Origin of the sequence: Bradyrhizobium sp. AUGA SZCCT0283 (assembly GCF_018130385.1) — a bacterium.
Classification (GTDB): Bacteria; Pseudomonadota; Alphaproteobacteria; order Rhizobiales; family Xanthobacteraceae; genus Bradyrhizobium.
On the sequence record NZ_JAFCLU010000005.1, the window covers coordinates 238,879 to 256,052 of the forward strand.

At 63.6% G+C, this 17,174-nt stretch carries 17 protein-coding genes; 4 read left to right on the forward strand and 13 right to left on the reverse strand.

Annotated elements, in window-relative coordinates; translation table 11 throughout:
* Positions 1-18: 18 nt before the first annotated feature.
* Both JQ624_RS10255 and JQ624_RS10260 read right to left on the reverse strand, forming a co-directional pair.
* Complete coding sequence (locus JQ624_RS10255; RefSeq protein ID WP_212418745.1) at positions 19-966, reverse strand: alpha/beta hydrolase; 948 nt, start codon at positions 964-966, stop codon at positions 19-21.
* Positions 967-998: 32 nt separating this feature from the next.
* The gene (locus JQ624_RS10260) at positions 999-1,778 is read right to left on the reverse strand and encodes an SDR family NAD(P)-dependent oxidoreductase (RefSeq protein WP_212418746.1); all 780 of its coding nucleotides are present in this window, start codon (positions 1,776-1,778) and stop codon (positions 999-1,001) included.
* A 401-nt stretch (positions 1,779-2,179) separates the two neighbouring features.
* Between JQ624_RS10260 and JQ624_RS10265 the strand changes: the two genes are divergently transcribed.
* Positions 2,180-3,187: a DUF2155 domain-containing protein gene (locus JQ624_RS10265; RefSeq protein WP_212418747.1), complete on the forward strand. Its 1,008-nt coding sequence runs from the start codon at positions 2,180-2,182 to the stop codon at positions 3,185-3,187.
* Positions 3,188-3,209: 22 nt separating this feature from the next.
* On the opposite strand, the gene aat is transcribed toward JQ624_RS10265, so the two are convergent.
* Positions 3,210-3,884 carry a leucyl/phenylalanyl-tRNA--protein transferase gene (gene aat, locus JQ624_RS10270; protein ID WP_212418748.1) on the reverse strand — a complete coding sequence of 225 codons (675 nt, stop codon included), beginning with the start codon at positions 3,882-3,884 and terminating at the stop codon, positions 3,210-3,212.
* Positions 3,885-3,970: 86 nt separating this feature from the next.
* Between aat and JQ624_RS10275 the strand changes: the two genes are divergently transcribed.
* On the forward strand, positions 3,971-4,324 hold the full coding sequence (locus JQ624_RS10275) for an AEC family transporter (RefSeq protein ID WP_212418749.1): 354 nt from the start codon (positions 3,971-3,973) through the stop codon (positions 4,322-4,324).
* Positions 4,325-4,334: 10 nt separating this feature from the next.
* Here the strand turns inward: JQ624_RS10275 and JQ624_RS10280 are convergent, their stop codons facing one another.
* From JQ624_RS10280 to JQ624_RS10325, 10 genes are all read right to left on the reverse strand, one after another.
* Positions 4,335-5,426: a sensor histidine kinase gene (locus JQ624_RS10280; protein ID WP_212418750.1), complete on the reverse strand. Its 1,092-nt coding sequence runs from the start codon at positions 5,424-5,426 to the stop codon at positions 4,335-4,337.
* Positions 5,423-5,863, reverse strand: a complete 441-nt coding sequence (locus tag JQ624_RS10285) for a response regulator (RefSeq protein ID WP_212418751.1) — start codon at positions 5,861-5,863, stop codon at positions 5,423-5,425. Before JQ624_RS10285 ends, JQ624_RS10280 begins: the two co-directional genes overlap by 4 nt.
* Positions 5,860-7,392: a CHASE3 domain-containing protein gene (locus JQ624_RS10290; RefSeq protein ID WP_212418752.1), complete on the reverse strand. Its 1,533-nt coding sequence runs from the start codon at positions 7,390-7,392 to the stop codon at positions 5,860-5,862. Before JQ624_RS10290 ends, JQ624_RS10285 begins: the two co-directional genes overlap by 4 nt.
* A 116-nt stretch (positions 7,393-7,508) precedes the next feature.
* Entirely contained in the window at positions 7,509-8,867 is a 1,359-nt protein-coding gene (gene accC, locus JQ624_RS10295) for an acetyl-CoA carboxylase biotin carboxylase subunit (RefSeq protein WP_212418753.1), read from the reverse strand.
* 86 nt (positions 8,868-8,953) lie between these two features.
* The gene (accB, locus tag JQ624_RS10300; protein ID WP_212418754.1) at positions 8,954-9,445 is read right to left on the reverse strand and encodes an acetyl-CoA carboxylase biotin carboxyl carrier protein; all 492 of its coding nucleotides are present in this window, start codon (positions 9,443-9,445) and stop codon (positions 8,954-8,956) included.
* A gap of 76 nt (positions 9,446-9,521) precedes the next feature.
* The gene (gene aroQ / locus JQ624_RS10305) at positions 9,522-9,989 is read right to left on the reverse strand and encodes a type II 3-dehydroquinate dehydratase (RefSeq protein WP_212418755.1); all 468 of its coding nucleotides are present in this window, start codon (positions 9,987-9,989) and stop codon (positions 9,522-9,524) included.
* Between the two features lie 486 nt (positions 9,990-10,475).
* The gene (locus tag JQ624_RS10310; RefSeq protein ID WP_212418756.1) at positions 10,476-11,291 is read right to left on the reverse strand and encodes a DUF1236 domain-containing protein; all 816 of its coding nucleotides are present in this window, start codon (positions 11,289-11,291) and stop codon (positions 10,476-10,478) included.
* Positions 11,292-11,450: 159 nt separating this feature from the next.
* Entirely contained in the window at positions 11,451-11,801 is a 351-nt protein-coding gene (locus tag JQ624_RS10315) for a nuclear transport factor 2 family protein (protein WP_212418757.1), read from the reverse strand.
* 55 nt (positions 11,802-11,856) lie between these two features.
* Positions 11,857-12,624, reverse strand: coding sequence for a DsbA family protein (locus tag JQ624_RS10320; protein ID WP_212418758.1), 768 nt, complete (start codon positions 12,622-12,624; stop codon positions 11,857-11,859).
* A gap of 126 nt (positions 12,625-12,750) precedes the next feature.
* Entirely contained in the window at positions 12,751-14,154 is a 1,404-nt protein-coding gene (locus tag JQ624_RS10325) for a M48 family metalloprotease (protein ID WP_212418759.1), read from the reverse strand.
* 270 nt (positions 14,155-14,424) lie between these two features.
* On the opposite strand from JQ624_RS10325, the gene JQ624_RS10330 reads away from it, so the two are divergent.
* Both JQ624_RS10330 and JQ624_RS10335 read left to right on the forward strand, forming a co-directional pair.
* Complete coding sequence (locus JQ624_RS10330; protein WP_212418760.1) at positions 14,425-15,612, forward strand: pyridoxal phosphate-dependent aminotransferase; 1,188 nt, start codon at positions 14,425-14,427, stop codon at positions 15,610-15,612.
* A gap of 198 nt (positions 15,613-15,810) precedes the next feature.
* Positions 15,811-17,139 carry a dicarboxylate/amino acid:cation symporter gene (locus JQ624_RS10335; protein WP_212418761.1) on the forward strand — a complete coding sequence of 443 codons (1,329 nt, stop codon included), beginning with the start codon at positions 15,811-15,813 and terminating at the stop codon, positions 17,137-17,139.
* Positions 17,140-17,174 lie beyond the last annotated feature (35 nt).

The following is a 17,174-nucleotide window of genomic DNA, read 5'->3' on the forward strand; positions in this document are numbered from 1 at the left end:
CGCAATCTGCAATGTGCATTATTTCAGCGCCTTGAGCCAATCAGCGATCTCGCTGACCGCGACGTTGGCCTGCTGAAGTAGCTTGCCCATGGTGAAGAAGCCGTGGAACTGGCCGGGAAAGTGCCGGTAGGTCATGGGTACGCCGGCTTCCTTGAGCCGCGCGGCATATTCGGCGCCCTCATCGCGCAGCGGATCGGCGCCCGCGGTCAGCACATAGGAAGGTGGCAAGCCGGCGAGCGTCTTGGCGCGCGCGGGCGAGGCCTTCCAGTGATCGATGTCGGCTGTGCCGTTGAGATAATGGTTGCAGAACCATTTGATCACGGAGTGCGTCAGCAAGATGCTGGTCTCGGGTTCGCTGTGCGAGGGATGGCTCATCGCAAAGTCGGTGGCGGGATAGATCAATACCTGGCCGGCGAGTTTTGGGCCGTCGCCGTCGCGCGCGGCCAGTGCCACCACGGCGGCAAGATTGCCGCCGGCACTGTCGCCACCGACCAGCAGGTGCCCGGCGTCGATGCCGAGTTGCGCGGCGTTGGCGGCAACCCATTTCGTAGCGGTGATGGCGTCATCGGCGGCGGCGGGGAATTTGTGCTCAGGCGCGAGGCGGTAATCGACGGAGATGACAATCAGCTCGCCTTGATGGGCGAGCATGCGGCACACCACGTCATGAGAGTCGAGATTGCCGATCACCCAGCCGCCGCCGTGGAAGAATACGAGGCAGGGCGCGAGACCGTTGGCCTTGCGCAATTTCTTCGGCGTGTAGATGCGGGCCGGGAGCACGCCATGTGGCGCGGGGATCGAAAGCGATTTGTCCGATTCCAGTTCGGGCGGCTCGGGATTGCTGACGAAGCGGGCGTTCAGATAGTATTCGCGGGCTTCCGGTGCGGTCAGCGTCTCATAGGCCGGGCGGCCGGCCTCCTGAAAAGCCTTGTAGACGGCGGCGGCATCGGGATCGAGCGTGACGGGCATGATAGTGAAGACCTCGTGCGTTGATTGAAAGCTCAGGCGGCGGTGCGGCCGCCGTCGACGGTGTAGGCGGAGCCCGAGACGTAGCTTGCCTCGTCGGAGGCGAGGAACGCCACGATGGAGGCGACTTCGGACGCCTGTCCGAGCCGCCGCGCCGGAATCCGGTCGACGATCTTTTCGTTCGGCGGCGGCTCATTGCCGGGATTGCGGCCCTGCAGGATCGTGCTCAGCATCCGGCTGTCGATCAGGCCAGGACAGACGCAATTGACCCGCACGCCGGTCCCGGTGCATTCCCAGGCCGCGCTCTTGGTGAGCCCGATCACCGCGTGCTTGCTGGCGCTGTAGACGGCGATCATCGGCGATCCGATCAGGCCGGCGATCGAGGCGGTGTTGATGATGCTGCCCTTGTTCTGTTTGAGCATCACCGGCAGCACGTGCTTCATGCCGAGAAAGACGCCGATCACGTTGACGTCGAGCACGCGCCGAAAACTCTCCAGCGAATATTCCGGGATCGGCTTGATGTCGCCCTCGATGCCGGCGTTGTTGTAGAACGCGTCGATCGCGCCGAACCTGTCGACCGTGGCGCGGACATAATCCGCGACTTCGTCCTCCTGGGTGACATCAGCCGTGACCGCGAGCGCTTCGGCGGAGGCGGGCAGGTCCTTGATCGCGGCCTTGAGGTCGTCTTCCCTGCGGTCGACGGCGACGATACGGGCGCCGCGCTCGGCCAACAGGCGGATGGTCGCGGTTCCGATGACGCCGGCCGCGCCGGTCACGACGGCAACCCGGCCATCGAGGCGAATTCGATCGGGCATGTCTGGGGTTTCCTCTCGCTTCTCCGGTTATCCCGGATTTTGGTGGTTTTCGCGCCAGGAGTGGGCACGTCAGCGCGAACGGAAGCGACTATTTCATCTGAAACGGAGCGTGACTAGATCATGGCACACTATCCGAAACCCGGTTTCTGCCTTCCCGGGCCATGATTGAGATCACGGCGCGACTATCGGAAGCCGGTTTCCACCTTCCGGGGGCCATGATCGAGATCATGGCGCGACTATCCGAAAACCGCTCTCCGCCCTTCCGGGCCGTGATCGAGTGCGGCGAGAAGGGGGCGAGCCGCCCTTTCCGCGCCGTATTCGCCGTGTTAACCGGGTGGGACGCGAGCGGCGGATAAGTCTGTACTATGTCGCAAGCCCGATTCGCCTGTAAAAGCCGCGAGATGCTTCGAACCATTGCCCTGACCGGTCTTGCGGCCCTGATCGCCGCCACCACAGTCTCGCTTGTGCCGCCGGCGCAGGCGCAGATCGGCAATATCTTTTCCGATCCGCCGCTGCGGCCGCCGGGCGCCATTCCCCGCGGTAATCAGCAGCAGCAACCCTTCCCCGACGACGACGAGGAAGTGCCGGAACTGCCGCGCGGCCGCCTGTTGCCGACCCCGAACCGTCCGCCGCCGGGGCAGGGCGCTCCGCCGCCGGGAAGCTTCCAGTCGCAGCCGCTGGCGCCGCCGCCCGGCACGACCGTCGCTCCCCAGGGCACCCAGCCGGGCGTTGCCGTTCAGCCGCCGCAGCCGGGCCAGCCGGGCGTCGCCAACGCGCCGCCCAATGCGCTGCCGGGATTGCCGCCGGGCCAGCGCCAGCCCAAGGGCGTGCCCAATTCGCCGGCGACCCTGCAGCCGGGCGACGAGGTCGTGTCCGAGCCGCCGGCAACCAAGATCACCAACAAGAAGGCGAGCTTCTCCGGCCTCGACAAGATCACCGGCCGCATCATCAATTTCGATGAGGATATCGGCGAGACCGTGCAGTTCGGCGCGCTGCGCGTGAAGACCAGTGCCTGCTACACGCGGCCGTCGACCGAAGCTGCCAACACCGATGCCTTTGTCGAGGTCGACGAGATCACGCTGCAGGGCGAGGTGAAGCGGATCTTCTCGGGCTGGATGTACGCTGCAAGCCCCGGCCTGCATGGCGTCGAGCACCCGGTCTACGACATCTGGCTGACCGACTGCAAAGGCCCCGACCAGACCATCGTCAGCGCGCAGCCCGATCCGCCGAAGGCGGCGACGCCGCCGCCGGCCGCAAAGCGTCCGCCGCAGCCGAAGCAGGCGGCGCCGCGCCCGCCGGGATTGCCGCCGCAACCGCAATTCCAGCCGCAGCCGCAGCAGGCTCCTCCACCGCCGCCTCCGCCGCAGCAACGGCCGGGTGGACTGTTTGGCGGATTGTTCGGGAATTGAGCGCTCCGGGCTACGCGCTACGTCAATTGCGCTTCGCAATGATCGCGAGCGCGTCGGCACCGCTGATGCTGGGCGGTAACCGCATGAAATCCGCAGGCTCGCCCGCGATCGCCTTGTCGAGCAAGGCGCGATAGCGGCGCCTCGAAATTTCGACCGCGCCGAAGCTGCGCAGATGTTCGGTGACATATTGGGTGTCGAGCAGCTCGAACCCGCCCGCGATCAGCCGCGCCACCAGATGCACCAGCGCCACTTTCGACGCGTCGCGGGTCCGGTGAAACATGCTTTCGCCGAAGAAGGCGCGTCCCAGGCTGACGCCGTAGAGGCCGCCTGCGAGGTCGCCGTTCTGCCAGACCTCGACGCTGTGGCAGTGCCCGAGCTCGTAGAGCCCGAGATAGAGATCGCGGATACGCTTGTTGATCCAGGTGTCGTCGCGGCCCGGCTGCGGCGCCGCGCAGCCCGCGATGACCGCCTTGAAGGCGGTATCGACGGTAACGCTGAAGGCGTCCGAGCGCACGGTGCGGGCCAGCCGCGAGGCGATGCGGAAGCCCTCGAGCGGAATCAGGCCCCGCATTTCCGGCTCGACCCAGAACAGCGTCGGGTCACCGGCGCTCTCGGCCATCGGGAAGATGCCGCAGGCATAGGCCCGCAGCAGCACTTCGGGCGTGATTTCGGAAGCGGCTGACTCGCGCGATGTCATGCACTCATGATAGCAGGACGGATGGGGCGAATGCTACGTTCCGCAATAGTGACGGTGCGGCCCGATCGCGGGTGAATGAGTGCAGCATGAGCACAGTGTTGATCGTTGTGCCGGTGTTCGCCTTGATCGCGGCCGGCTATGCGGCGGTAGCGCTACACTTCATTTCCCCGACGGCGCACAAGGGCATTTCCGAGTTCGCCTTCAGCATTGCCATTCCGGCGCTGCTGTTCCGGATCGTGGTCGTTGCGGAATTTCCCGCCGTCAACGCCTTCGCGGTGTGGGGCACGCACCTATTATGGGGCAACGGCGGCGACTTGGATCGTCGCGCTTCTGGCGTCATCCGTTCTTCGGCAATCCCGGGCCGACGGCGTGGTCCTCGCGACTCGTCCTGCAGCTTGCGATGCAGGCAATACGGCTATCGAGGGATGCACGGGCCTTAACTCGAGGGCTTCAGCCCGCCGCGGCGTCGGTCGGTTTCGGCGCGGCCGTCGGCACGCGGCGGAAGCGCAGCACGATCCTGGTGCCGTGATGGTCGGGATCGCGCTCGGCAGTCGCGTCCAGCTTGGCGGCCATCGCGCTCACGATGCGTTGTCCCATGCCGGTGGAGCGCGGATCGGCCTTGGCGTTGAGGCCGACGCCGTCGTCCGCAATCGCGACCACGAGGTCGTCGCCCTCGGACTTCAGCTCGACGTGAATGGGACCGGCGCCGTCGGGATAGGCGTATTTGACGGCGTTCATCACCAGTTCGTTGACGATGATGCCGATCGCCACCGCGCGGTCCGGGTCGATCTCGATCGGCTCGGCCTTGAGCGTCAGGCGCGACATCTTGTTGCCTTCGGCCGAACGCCTGAGGTCTTCCAGCAGGGCTTCGAGATACTGGTTCAGCAGCACGCTCTTGAGATCATGCGAGGTGTAGAGGCGGCGATGCACCTGGGCGACCGCGGCGACGCGGCCCATCGCATTGGTCAGCGCCGCCTTGACGTCGTCCTGGGTCGTCGAATTGGCCTGCAAGTGCAGCAGCGAGGCGATGATCTGCAAGGAGTTGCCGACGCGGTGGTTGACTTCGCGCAGCAGCACTTCGCGTTCGGCGGCGAGCGCCGCATAGCGGTCGCGCGAGCGGTGAACCTCGGCCTCGGCCTCGTCGCGGGCGCGCTGAAGTTCGGCCTGCCGCAGCGCGCCGTTGATGGCGACCTGGAGCAACGGAATGAAGTCGCCCCTGACGTCCTTGACCAGATAGTCGGCGGCGCCGGCCTTCAGCGCGGTGACGGCGATCGCCGAATCCTGCGAGGCCGTGACGAACACGACCGGCGGCGCATTCGGGATCGCCATGATCTGTTCCAGCGTTTCGAGACCATCGAGGCCCGGCATGTACTGGTCGAGCGCAATGACATCGATGCCGCCTTGCGCCAGCCGCGCCAGCCCGTGATCGCCGCCGGCCGCATGCACGACCCTGAAACCGGCCCGCGTCAGGCCACGGTCGACCAGCCGCGCCAGCGCCACGTCGTCATCGATATACAGGAGTGTCGGCGTCGCTTTGTTCATGTGGCGGCTGGAGGTACCTGAATGACGGAAAAGAACAGGCCGAGCTGGCGAATGGCGTTGGCGAAGCTTTCGTAGTTCACGGGCTTGGTAATGTAGACGTTGCAACCGAGTTCGTAGCAGCGCTTGATCTCGTGGGAATCGTCGGTCGTGGTCAGCACCACCACCGGCGTGGTCTTGAGATATTTGTTTTCCTTGACCCGCTTCAGGATATCGATGCCGGTCGTGTCGGGCAAATTGAGATCGAGCAGGATAAGTAGCGCATTGCCCTTGTGGTCGAGGCCCGATCCATCCTTGCCGAACAGATAGTCCAGCGCGGCTGTACCGTTGGTGAACGGGATTATCTCATTGTTGACACCGGATCGGCGGATATTCCGCTCGATCAGGCGGGCATGGCCCTCATCGTCCTCGATCATGATGATGGTGACTGGATTAGTCATGTCCGTGTGTTCCGATTACCCACTGGCCAATTGATAGGCAGCGTGATCGTGAACGTGCTGCCTTGGTGAAGTTCCGACGCGACCGACATGGTTCCTCCCAGGCGACGCACCAGGGCGCGGACATGGGCAAGGCCGATGCCCTGTCCCGGCCTATCCTGGGTTCCAGCGCGGCGGAACAATTCGAAAATGCGCTGATGGTCCTTGGGATCGATGCCGCGCCCATTGTCTGATATCTCGAAAATCGCAAAGCCGAGCTTGGTGCGGCCGCGCACCGTGATTTCGCCGGGGACCCCGGTCTTGAGGTATTTGAGCGCATTATCGATCAGATTGGAGAAGATCTGCTCCAGCGCAAGCCGATCGCTGACGATATTCGGCAGCGCGTCGATCCGGATCTCGGCCTGGGCTTCCGCGGCCTGATGCGCCACGGTCGCCACGATGCCTTCGATCAGCTCCCTGGTATCGATCCAGACCGGCTCGAACTCGCGCCGGCCCTCGCGGGTGAGATTGAGGATCGCCGATATCAGCCGGTCCATCTTGCCGATCGACGATTTGATGAAGGCGAGCGCCTCGGAGAAGTCTTCCGAGAGCTGCTTGTCGGAGCCCTCGAGGCGGGGTTCGGCGGTATCGGTGGCGTTTTCCGGGGCTGATGGCGCGGCGGACTGCTCGCGGGAAAGCGCCGCGATCCGCTTGAAGATGTCGCCGCGCAACTCCTCCAACTCACTGGTGAAGCCCATGATGTTCACCAGCGGCGAGCGCAGGTCGTGGCTGACGATGTAGGCGAAACGCTGGATCTCGTCATTGGCTTCGCGCAGGTCCGCGGTGCGCTCGTCGATCGTGGCCTCGAGGTTGATATGACTGTCGCGCAGCCTGGCGTCGGCCTGGTCGCGCGCGTGCGACGAACGCCTGACTAGGAAGATCGCGATGCCGGCCAGCACGACCACGAAGCCTGAGCCGATGCCGGTGATCGAGGCCGCCAGCGTCTGGCTGCGATCGGCGTTGGTCGTGCGCTCGACAAACAGACGGTCTTCCTCCGCCCGCATCCGCACCGCGAGATCATCGATATGTTTCATGGTGTCGCGCCCGATGCCCTCGCGAACGATCTTGGCGGCGTCGCTCATGCGCTGCGACCGGGCCAGTTCAATGGTCTTACGGAATTCCGCGATCCGCTGGTCGTAGAGCGGCATCATCTCGTTGATGAGGCGCTTTTGAACCGGATTGTCGCTGGCAAGCTCACTCAACCGCGTCAGCGCCGGCGCCAGTTCGGATATGGCTTGATTGAAATCGGTCTGAAAATCAGGCCGCAATGTTGCGAGGTAGCCGCGCTGTGCGCTTTCGGCGCGGCGCAACTGCAGTTGGACGAGCGATATCTGATTTTCGACCTCGAGGGTGTGCAGCACCGCGCGCGCGTCCTCTCGCGCCTTGTTCACCAGATGGACTGAACCGGCGCTGATGGCGGTCAACACCAGGAGCCCCGCCGCAAGCAGCAGGATGTGCCCGATGGCGCGCTTACGCTGGGCATCAGCGGTCACGGTGATCTCGCGTCATGACAAACGGACAAGCGCCCCTGGCAACCCCTGTACACCCCAACGTGCGATGGAACCCATCGGTTCCGTGCGCCATCGAATATTTCAGGAGGTCTTGTCGCTCAGGTCTTGCCGTCCACCGGCTGGCCGGCGAGGTACTGCTCGAGCCAGTGGATGTGGTAGTCGCCGTTGATAATATCGGCCTCCCGGACCAGCGCCCGGAACAGCGGCAGAGTGGTTTCGATGCCGTCGACCACCATCTCGTCGAGCGCCCGGCGCAGCCGCATCAGGCATTCGGCGCGGGTCTTGCCGTGCACGATCAGCTTGCCGACGAGGCTGTCGTAATATGGCGGAATGACGTAGCCCTGATAGACAGCGGAATCGATCCGCACGCCGAGCCCGCCGGGCGGATGGAATTGGGTGATCCTGCCGGGCGACGGGCGGAAGGTCTGCGGGTTTTCCGCATTGACGCGGCATTCGATGGCATGCCCGATGATGGCGATCTCTTCCTGCTTTGCAGGCAGGTCGCCGCCGGCGGCGATGCGGATCTGCTCCAGCACGAGGTCGATGTCGGTAATGCTCTCGGTGACGGGATGCTCGACCTGGATGCGGGTGTTCATCTCGATGAAGTAGAACTCGCCATCCTCGTAGAGAAATTCGATGGTGCCGACGCCGAGATATTTCATGTCCCGCATCGCCTTGGCGCAGGTCTCGCCGATCCTGGCTCGGGCGGCGGCGGAAAGAACCGGCGAGGGGCCTTCTTCCCAGACCTTCTGGTGACGGCGCTGCAGCGAGCAGTCGCGCTCGCCGAGATGGATCGCGCCGCCGCGGCCGTCGCCGAGAATCTGGATCTCGATGTGGCGCGGCTTCTGCAGGTATTTTTCGAGATAGACCGAAGCGTCGCCGAACGCCGATTTGGCCTCGTTGGACGCGGTCGACAGCGCCATCATCAGATCGTCGGCGGTGTGCGCCACCTTCATGCCGCGTCCGCCGCCACCGGCGGCCGCCTTGACCAGCACGGGGAAGCCGATCGCCTTGCCGATCGCCAGGGCGTCGTCGTCGGGCGAGACCGCGCCATCGGAGCCCGGAACGACGGGGATGCCGAGCCGCTTGGCGGTCTTCTTGGCCTCGATCTTGTCGCCCATCAGGCGGATATGCTCGGCTTTCGGGCCGATGAAATGCAGATTGTGGTCGGCGAGGATTTCGGCGAAGCGGGCGTTCTCCGACAGGAAGCCGTAGCCGGGATGCACGGCATCCGCACCCGTGATCTCGCAGGCCGCGAGCAGTGCGGGGATGTTGAGATAAGAATCCTTTGACGGCGGCGGCCCGATGCAGACGCTCTCGTCGGCGAGCCGCACATGCATGGCGTCGGCATCGGCGGTGGAATGCACCGCCACGGTGTTGATGCCGAGCTCCTTGCACGCGCGAAGCACGCGGAGCGCGATCTCGCCGCGATTGGCTATGAGGATCTTGTCGAACATGGTGTCCTAACGAAGAGGGCGAGTAGCGAATGGCCAATAGCGAATAGATAGCTTGCTTCTATTCGCCATTCGCCACTCCCCATTCGCTATTCAATGATCACGAGCGGTTCGCCGAATTCAACCGGCTGGCCGTCCTCGACGAGAATTTGCGTCACCGTGCCCGCGCGCGGCGACGGGATCTGGTTCATCGTCTTCATCGCTTCGATGATCAGCAGCGTTTGCCCGGCCGATACCTTGCTGCCGACATCGATGAACGGCTTGGCGCCGGGCTCAGGCGCCCAATAGGCGGTACCGACCATCGGCGAGGGGACCACGCCCGGATGCTTGGCCAGGTCGGCACCCGCCGCAGGGACGGCCGCCGCCGCAGCAATCGGCGCCGGCTGGAAGCCCGCCGGCATCGCCGCCGACACGCTGATGGTGCGCGCGACCCGCACCCGCAAGCCGGAGCGCTCGATCTCGATCTCGGTCAGGCTGGTCTCATCCAGCAGCAGCGCGAGTTCGCGAATGAGCGCGCTGTCGTCGCTCTTCAGATTTGCGGCTGATTTGTCCGCTGACTTGTTGTCGGGCTGGCGGGCCATGCTCTTGATCCGGAATTCTCGATGTGGGTGACGGCTGAAGCGTCAGGCTTGATATCGTTCGACGTCAGGTTTGAAGTCAGGTCTTGGCCTTGGCGCCGAGTTTGGCGGCAAGGCCATTGATTGCGAGGCGGTAGCCATCGATGCCGAAGCCGCAGAGCGATGCAAAGGCGGCCATGGCCGTGTACGAGTGATGACGGAAGCTCTCACGGGCGTGGATGTTGCTGATATGCACTTCCACCGTCGGGATTTTCACGGCGACCAGCGCGTCATGCAGCGCGATCGAGGTGTGCGAATAGCCGCCGGCGTTGATGATGATGCCGACCGCCTTTTTGGCGTGCGCCTCGTGGATGAAGTCGATCAACTCGCCTTCGCGGTTGGACTGCCGGCAATCGGCCTTGAGGCCGAACTGCGCCGCCGTTTCCACGCACAGGCGTTCGACGTCGGCGAGCGACGCATGGCCATACTTTTCCGGCTCCCGTATCCCCAACATGTTGAGGTTCGGGCCATTGAGGACATAGATCGTCGCGGCAGAAGCTTGGGCCATCCGGATTCCAGCAAAGCGGGGGGCAGGCAGGTCGCGGGGTTATAGGTAACAACGAGGCCAAGGGGAAGCCTTTAGGCCGCTCCGGCGCCCATTCGAGGGCCTCATCTTGTTCATAAAAAGGTCCGGAGAACCTGCTGAAATTGCACGTTAACCCAATGCCAAGGAATCGAGCCGGGGGCCTCCGGCGCGCCGTCATCCACCACCATTGGGCTTAAAGACCCCAAGCCCAGGCCAAGATCGCCACGGTTGTGCTGCCGGAGATGGGTGGCGCAGGCCGACACGGATTTTTTCCGCCAATGTCGGGCCGGGCTTTCCGAATGCATATGCACCATACACTGCAGGCCAAACCCGGTTTGTTAGGTCTCCACCCGAAATGATGAATTCGCTGGGAACGCTCGGTCGCTGCAGCTCTTGTGTATCGGCCGAGCAAAAGAGGGCGGGCATTTCTGCCCGCCCTCTTAGTTGCGTAGTTGCGAAAGCCCGCTGTTAGACTTCCAGAATCGCTACGATCTCGTAGGTGTTCGGATCCACGATCACGATCTGCTCCTTGACGAGGATATACTTATACCTGCGCCATTCCGGATAGATCGTCACCACTCGCTCCGGCAAGGTGTGGAAGGTCACGTCGCGCGGTACGCGAGTGCCGACCGAAATCGAGAAGTTAACGTTCGTCACCGGCGCAACGCGCTGTTCCTTGATCACGCTGGTGATCTGGGTGCGCTGCTCGGTCGAGAGCTTCGCGGCCGCGCCGGCTTGGCCCGTCGTGGTCGTGCTTTGGCCGGCGGCTCCGCCCTGGGTCTGCGTCTGCATGCGATCCTGCTGGCCCTGAGCCTTCTGGTCCTTTTGGGTCGTAGTCTGGTCGCGACCCTGCGTCGTGGTCTGGTCACGATGCTGGGTCGTGCTTTGATCACGCTGCATCGTGCCCTGGCCAGTGGTCTGTCCCTTCTGTTCGGACTTCTGCTCGGCCTTTTGCTCGGATTTCATGCCGCCGCGGTCTTCCTTACCCTCGGCCTTCATGTCCTTGCCGCCCTTCATGTGGTCTTCGGCGCGCTGGTTCTTTTCAGCGCCCATCGACTTCTGCTCGGACTGCGAGGACTTCATGCCCGACGTGCCGCCGCTCTCGCGCCCGCTATCGCGCTGCATGGTGCCGGACGAGGGGCCACCGCGCTCGGACGAAGGCGCGCTCTGCTGCGCCGCGGAACCTGCGGATCCCGGGTCGCGGCCCGGACCCTGCGCATTGGCAAAGCCGGTTCCGGCGATCAGCGCCGCCGCGGCGACCGAAATCAAAAAGCGATTAGTCATTAGAATGTCTCCTCACGTGTTTCTGCATTGCCCACGCCAACAACGAAAGGATTTGCCTGATGTTCCTAACCAGAGGCGGTTCCGCCGACTTTGTTTTGTGAATGCGTGATGAATGACTTCGCCTTGCAAATTACACAGAAAAACAAGACCCGTCCGAAATCAGGGGAGGCTGATATCGAAGCGCTTGATCAGCCCGTTCTCAATCCTGAAAACGTGTCCGACCATTTTGTCGGACAGCAGCTTGCCGCCGAGGTCGCGCACGGTCTGATGAACCTCGACCACGACTTCTCCGTCAGCCCCGATCGAGAAGCCCGTCGGCTCAACGTGGGGATCGATCATCGTCCACTGACGCGTCCAATAGCTGCGGACACCTTCTTGGCCATGGACGTGCCCGCCCTCCATGCCATTGGCCCACATGATGTCCCGGTGCATGAGAGCGAGGATCCGGTCGATGTCGCGGGCATTGAAGCGGTCGTAAACGCGCTCAAGAAGCTCCCGCTCGCTCGACATCGAAGACCTCATGCGCTCGCGGCACCGGCCGCGTCAGCACTGTTGAAAGCGGCGCTCAGCACGTCGCCTTGCCGCAACGGGCGTTGCTGATCTTTTCCCGCAGGTTCTCGACGCCGACCGCGCCGATCACGACCTGCTTGCCGATCACGTAGCTCGGCGTGCCGTTCATGCCCATCGCTTCGGCGAGCTTGAAATTTTCCTCGAGCGTGTTGCGCACTTCGGCGCTTGCAAGGTCCTTCTCCAGCTTTGCCATGTCGAGGCCGACTTCCTTGGCAACGGCCATGGCTCGCGCCTTGTCGGCGGCGCCGCGGCCGGAGAGCAGCTTCTGGTGGAAGTCGAGATATTTCTTGCCGGTCGGATCCTGCATGCGCACCGCGACGGCGACCTGGGCGGCTTCGACCGAGCCCGCGCTCAGCACCGGAAATTCCTTGAGCACGACCTTTAGCTTCGGATCGGCCTTCATCAGCTCCATCATGTCAGCCATCGCGCGCTTGCAGTAGCCGCAATTGTAATCGAAGAATTCGACGAAGGTGACGTCGCCGTCCTTGTTGCCGACGGTGACGCCGCGCGGCGAGTTGAAGATCGCGTCGGAATTATTGGCGACTGCGGCTTCGTGCTTTGCGGTTTCAGCCGCGCTCTGCCGCTTGCTGAGTTCGGCCATCGCCTCTTCGAGCACTTCGGGATGCGCAATCAGGTAGTTCCGGACGATGGTCTCGATGTCGCCGCGCTGGGTATCGGTGAAGCTCTGCGCGGAAGCGGGCATCGGCGCGCCGCAGAGCGCCACGGCAAACAATGCGGGAATGAGAAGACGGAACGAGGGCATCGGTAAATCCTTATGCGGCGGGTTCCCGGGCAATTCTGCTGAAGGCCGGCTCCTGGAGAATATCCTGGTCGCGGGTGACCAAGTCCTTGGTGACCAAGTCCGATTATAGCCGAACGCGGTTTATTACTAGTTGCTCCTCTGGCCCGGCAGCGGCTTGGCGCTCACAATGTCGTCAGCCTTGACCCATCCCGGCGTCCCGACCGCGAAGCGTGTTTTCGCCCGCGATGCAAGATCGCGCGCCGTCTTGTTGTCGCCGCGAAGGTAGGCGGCCTGGGCCGACGCCAGATCGGCCTGCGCGTAGTCGCCTTTTCGGCCATAGGCCATGGCGAGCTGGATGTAGCCGATTGGCGCTTCGCTCTCTCGCGCCACCGCCGCGCGCAGGATGGCGATCGCCTCATCGGTGTAGGCATTGTTGCCGGTTGCCACGAGGGCCTGTCCAAGCAGCATCTCGATCAGCGGCGCGTTGTTGGAGAGCGCTACGGCCTTGCGCAGCGGCGCAATCGCCTCCTGCGGCTTGCCGCCTTCCAGCAGCGCCTGGCCGCGCACCTCGTGGAAATAGGGATTATTGGGTTGCTGTTGGATCAGGGCGTCAATCTGGGCGAGCGCGCTGCGCAGGTCGCCGTGCAGATAGGTCGAGATCGCGTGGGCATAGCGCGCGGGCAGGCTGTTGTTGGACAACGGATAGCGCCGGTACACGGTCTCCTGCCGCTCCATGAAGGCCGAGATCTTGGCGCGCACCATGTCGTGGCGCAGCTGCAGGGCAGGGTCGTCCTTCTTGTCCCAATAAGGGCTCGACCTTGCCAGTTCTTCCAGCGCGGCGACGCGCTGGGCCGGCATCGGATGCGACTGAACGTAGGGGTCCGAGCCGCGCGCGGCGAACAGGCTTTCGTCGGTGAAGCGCTTGAAGGTCTCGTACATGCCCCGGGCCGACTGGCCGGTGCTGGTGAGAAATTTCACGCCGGCCTTGTCGGCGTTTTCCTCCTGCTGGCGCACATAAGACAGCAGGTTGCGGCGGATCATTTCTCCCGGTGCGGAGAACATTGCCGCTCCGGCGTTTGACAAGCCGCTGTTGCTGCCGCTCTTCGCGCCCGCCACCATCGCGCCGGCGCCAAGCAGCATGGCAATGATCATCTGCGTCTGGGCCTGCGCCATCTGCTCGCGCATCTTGGCGAGGTGGCCGCCGGCAAGATGGCCGGTTTCGTGCGCCATCACGCCGATGATCTGGTTCGGCGTCTCCGACTGCATGATCGCGCCGTAGTTCACGAAGATGCGGCGGCCGTCGGCGACGAAGGCGTTGAAGACGCCCTGGTTGATGATCACCATCTGGATGTTCTGTTTTTCCAGACCGGCGGCGCGCAGGATCGGCCGGGTATATTCGCGCAGCAATTGCTCCGTCTCGGTGTCGCGGAGTACCGGTGGGCCCTTGTTCTCCTGCGCCACAGCCGCCATTGGCGCAACGGCAAGCGCTGTGGCCGTCATCAGCGCGGTCAACTTCAGTGGTTTCTTGCGTAAGGCGATGCGGAGCAGCATGAGCGGTCTTTGGCGATTGGTGATGCGTCCGGATTTGCCCGGACGCAGGTTCGGCTTCCGATTAGATCAGAAACGGGTCCCAGTTTGTTGTTTCAACGTGTTTCTTTCGCCCGAGCCGGGGTATCACTGCGTGAACCCGGGTATCACCACGTGAACCCGGTATCACTTCGCTGGAAAAGGCTATAACAAGCCACCGAATGCGGCCAGTCTGGGGCGGTGGCCGGTTCGGGAACCTGAATTCGGCGCGCGCCCTGCAAATAGCAGATATCGATGCTGGAATCGACACTTAGAGATCGCGCGACGGCGCTGCTGACCCCCTCGGCACGGAGCGACGTTCCGCCCTTCATGGTGATGGACGTGATGGCGGCTGCGGCCCGCATCGAAGCCGCCGGCGGCCATGTCATTCACATGGAGGTGGGGCAGCCGGCGGCGCCGGCGCCCAGGGTCGCGATCGCGGCCGCGCATGCCGCGCTCGATGCCGCGCGGATCGATTACACGTCCGCGCTCGGCATCCCCACGCTGCGCGCGCGGATCGCGAGGCACTACCGCGATACTTATGGCTGTGCGGTTGATCCCGAGCGCATTGTGATCACGACCGGCTCCTCCGGCGGTTTCATTCTGGCCTTTCTGTCGATGTTCGAGCCGGGCGACCGGGTGGCGGTCACGGTGCCGGGCTATCCGCCATACCGGCATATCCTGACGGCGCTCGGCTGCGAGCCGGTGCTGATCGAGACGTCGAGCGCGACGCGTCATGCGTTGACGGGCGAGGCCTTGCTGGCCGCGCATCGCAAGACGCCGCTGAAGGGCGTGCTGGTCGGCAGCCCGGCCAATCCGACGGGAACCATGATGTCGCGCGAGGCGCTGACCGGCCTGATCAATGCGGCGGAAGGCGCGGGCATACGCTTCATTTCCGACGAGATCTATCATGGCCTCGACTATGCGTTTCCGGCGGTGACGGCGGCGGAGCTTTCGCCGCAGGCACTGGTGATCAATTCGTTCTCGAAATATTTCTGCATGACCGGCTGGCGGGTCGGCTGGATGGTGGTGCCGGAGCCGCTGGTGCGGCCGATCGAGCGGCTGCAGCAGAACCTGTCGATCTCGGTGCCGACGCTGTCGCAGATCGCGGCCGAAGCGGCATTCGAAGGCCGCGAAGAGATGGAGGCGATCAAGCGCGGCTATCAGGAGAACCGCCGCATCCTGATCGAGGGACTGCCGAAGGCCGGCCTCAGCAAGTTCCTGCCCGCGGATGGCGCCTTCTACCTCTACGCCGATGTTTCTGATTTCACCGCCGACAGTTTCGAATTTGCCGGCCGCATGCTGGAGAAGGCGCATGTGGCGGCGACGCCGGGCGTCGATTTCGATCCGATCCACGGCCGCAGCTTCATTCGCTTCTCCTACGCGCGCTCGGCTGACGAGATGCGTGAAGCGGTGACGCGCATCGCGCGTTGGCTTCGCTAGCACGCAGCCATTGCCGTTCGTTTCATTGCATCGTTCCGCGCCGGCCTGAAAGATTATTCTTCTCTCGACCGACGCATCGTCTCGCCTGCTGGCGAAGCGCCCAACGCCATTGACTCCGCTCGCCCAAAGGATTTTGGCTGTGTGCGACGGATTGGCGCATGCTCGACCGATCCGCACTTTCTGAGGGGAGTAAGCGTCATGGCGGCAACGATTGCGACCGAAGCACCGGCAAGTGCGGCAAAGCCCTGGTACCGCGTTCTTTACGTCCAAGTCTTGATTGCGATCGTGCTCGGCGCGCTGTTCGGCTGGCTGTGGCCTGCGCTTGCGACCAACGACTGGATCAAGGCGCTCGGCGACGGCTTCATCAAGCTGATCAAGATGGTGATCGCGCCGATCATCTTCTGCACGGTGGTATCTGGTATCGCGCATATACAAGACGCCAAGAAGGTTGGCCGGATCGGCGTCAAGGCGCTGGTTTATTTCGAGGTCGTCTCCACCTTTGCGCTGGTGATCGGTCTGCTCATCGGCAATCTGGTCAAGCCCGGCGCGGGGTTCGGCGGCGGCATGGCCGACGCGGCAAAAGTAGCCGGTTTCGCCAAGCAGGCCGAGGCGCAGAAGAGCGTCGATTTCTTCCTGCACATCATTCCCGATACGGTGGTAGGTGCTTTCGCGCAGGGTGAAATCCTCCAGGTCCTGCTGTTCGCGATCCTGTTCGGCTTTGCGCTGATGGGCCTCGGCGAGCGCGGCCACACGATCCGCGCCTTTATCGACGATGCGGCGCACGCGGTGTTCGGCGTCATCGCCATCGTGATGAGGGTTGCGCCCATCGGCGCGTTCGGCGCGATGGCGTTCACGATCGGCAAGTTCGGAACCGGCGCGATCCTGAACCTGATCGGGCTGATCGCGACCTTCTACGTCACCGCCGCGCTGTTCGTGTTCGTGGTGCTCGGCGTGATCGCGCGGATCGTCGGTTTCTCGATCTTCAAGTTCCTGGCCTACATCAAGGACGAGCTCCTGATCGTGCTCGGCACGTCGTCCTCGGAAAGCGCGCTGCCGTCCTTAATGGAAAAGCTCGAGCGGCTTGGCTGCTCCAAGTCGGTGGTCGGCCTCGTGGTGCCGACCGGCTACTCGTTCAACCTCGACGGCACCAATATCTACATGACGCTGGCAACCCTGTTCATCGCGCAGGCGCTCGGCTTCGATCTCTCCTTCGGCCAGCAATTGACCATCCTGCTGGTCGCGATGCTGACCTCGAAGGGGGCGTCCGGCATTACCGGGGCCGGCTTCATCACGCTGGCCGCGACGCTCGCCGTGGTCGATCCGCGGCTGGTGCCGGGCATGGCCATCGTTCTCGGCATCGACAAGTTCATGAGCGAGTGCCGCGCGCTGACCAATCTGTGCGGCAACGGCGTCGCCTGCGTGGTGGTGTCCTGGTGGGAAGGCGAACTCGATCACGATAAGCTGATCGCCAATCTCAACAAGGAGATCGACCCGACCGACGTGGAGACTGCGATTACGACGGGATAGCATCAGCTCGATGCAAACAAAGAACCGCCCGGTTT

What these genes read in the sequence shown, in the direction of transcription:
- JQ624_RS10315 (WP_212418757.1), bottom strand. Translation starts at nt 11,801, where the DNA reads ATGTCGAGCGAGCGGGAGCTTCTTGAGCGCGTTTACGACCGCTTCAAT.
- JQ624_RS10275 (WP_212418749.1), top strand. Translation starts at nt 3,971, where the DNA reads ATGAGCACAGTGTTGATCGTTGTGCCGGTGTTCGCCTTGATCGCGGCC.
- JQ624_RS10335 (WP_212418761.1), top strand. Translation starts at nt 15,811, where the DNA reads ATGGCGGCAACGATTGCGACCGAAGCACCGGCAAGTGCGGCAAAGCCC.
- JQ624_RS10255 (WP_212418745.1), bottom strand. Translation starts at nt 966, where the DNA reads ATGCCCGTCACGCTCGATCCCGATGCCGCCGCCGTCTACAAGGCTTTT.
- accB (WP_212418754.1), bottom strand. Translation starts at nt 9,445, where the DNA reads ATGGCCCGCCAGCCCGACAACAAGTCAGCGGACAAATCAGCCGCAAAT.
- accC (WP_212418753.1), bottom strand. Translation starts at nt 8,867, where the DNA reads ATGTTCGACAAGATCCTCATAGCCAATCGCGGCGAGATCGCGCTCCGC.
- JQ624_RS10285 (WP_212418751.1), bottom strand. Translation starts at nt 5,863, where the DNA reads ATGACTAATCCAGTCACCATCATCATGATCGAGGACGATGAGGGCCAT.
- JQ624_RS10260 (WP_212418746.1), bottom strand. Translation starts at nt 1,778, where the DNA reads ATGCCCGATCGAATTCGCCTCGATGGCCGGGTTGCCGTCGTGACCGGC.
- aat (WP_212418748.1), bottom strand. Translation starts at nt 3,884, where the DNA reads ATGACATCGCGCGAGTCAGCCGCTTCCGAAATCACGCCCGAAGTGCTG.
- JQ624_RS10325 (WP_212418759.1), bottom strand. Translation starts at nt 14,154, where the DNA reads ATGCTGCTCCGCATCGCCTTACGCAAGAAACCACTGAAGTTGACCGCG.
- JQ624_RS10265 (WP_212418747.1), top strand. Translation starts at nt 2,180, where the DNA reads ATGCTTCGAACCATTGCCCTGACCGGTCTTGCGGCCCTGATCGCCGCC.
- JQ624_RS10310 (WP_212418756.1), bottom strand. Translation starts at nt 11,291, where the DNA reads ATGACTAATCGCTTTTTGATTTCGGTCGCCGCGGCGGCGCTGATCGCC.
- JQ624_RS10320 (WP_212418758.1), bottom strand. Translation starts at nt 12,624, where the DNA reads ATGCCCTCGTTCCGTCTTCTCATTCCCGCATTGTTTGCCGTGGCGCTC.
- aroQ (WP_212418755.1), bottom strand. Translation starts at nt 9,989, where the DNA reads ATGGCCCAAGCTTCTGCCGCGACGATCTATGTCCTCAATGGCCCGAAC.
- JQ624_RS10280 (WP_212418750.1), bottom strand. Translation starts at nt 5,426, where the DNA reads ATGAACAAAGCGACGCCGACACTCCTGTATATCGATGACGACGTGGCG.
- JQ624_RS10330 (WP_212418760.1), top strand. Translation starts at nt 14,425, where the DNA reads ATGCTGGAATCGACACTTAGAGATCGCGCGACGGCGCTGCTGACCCCC.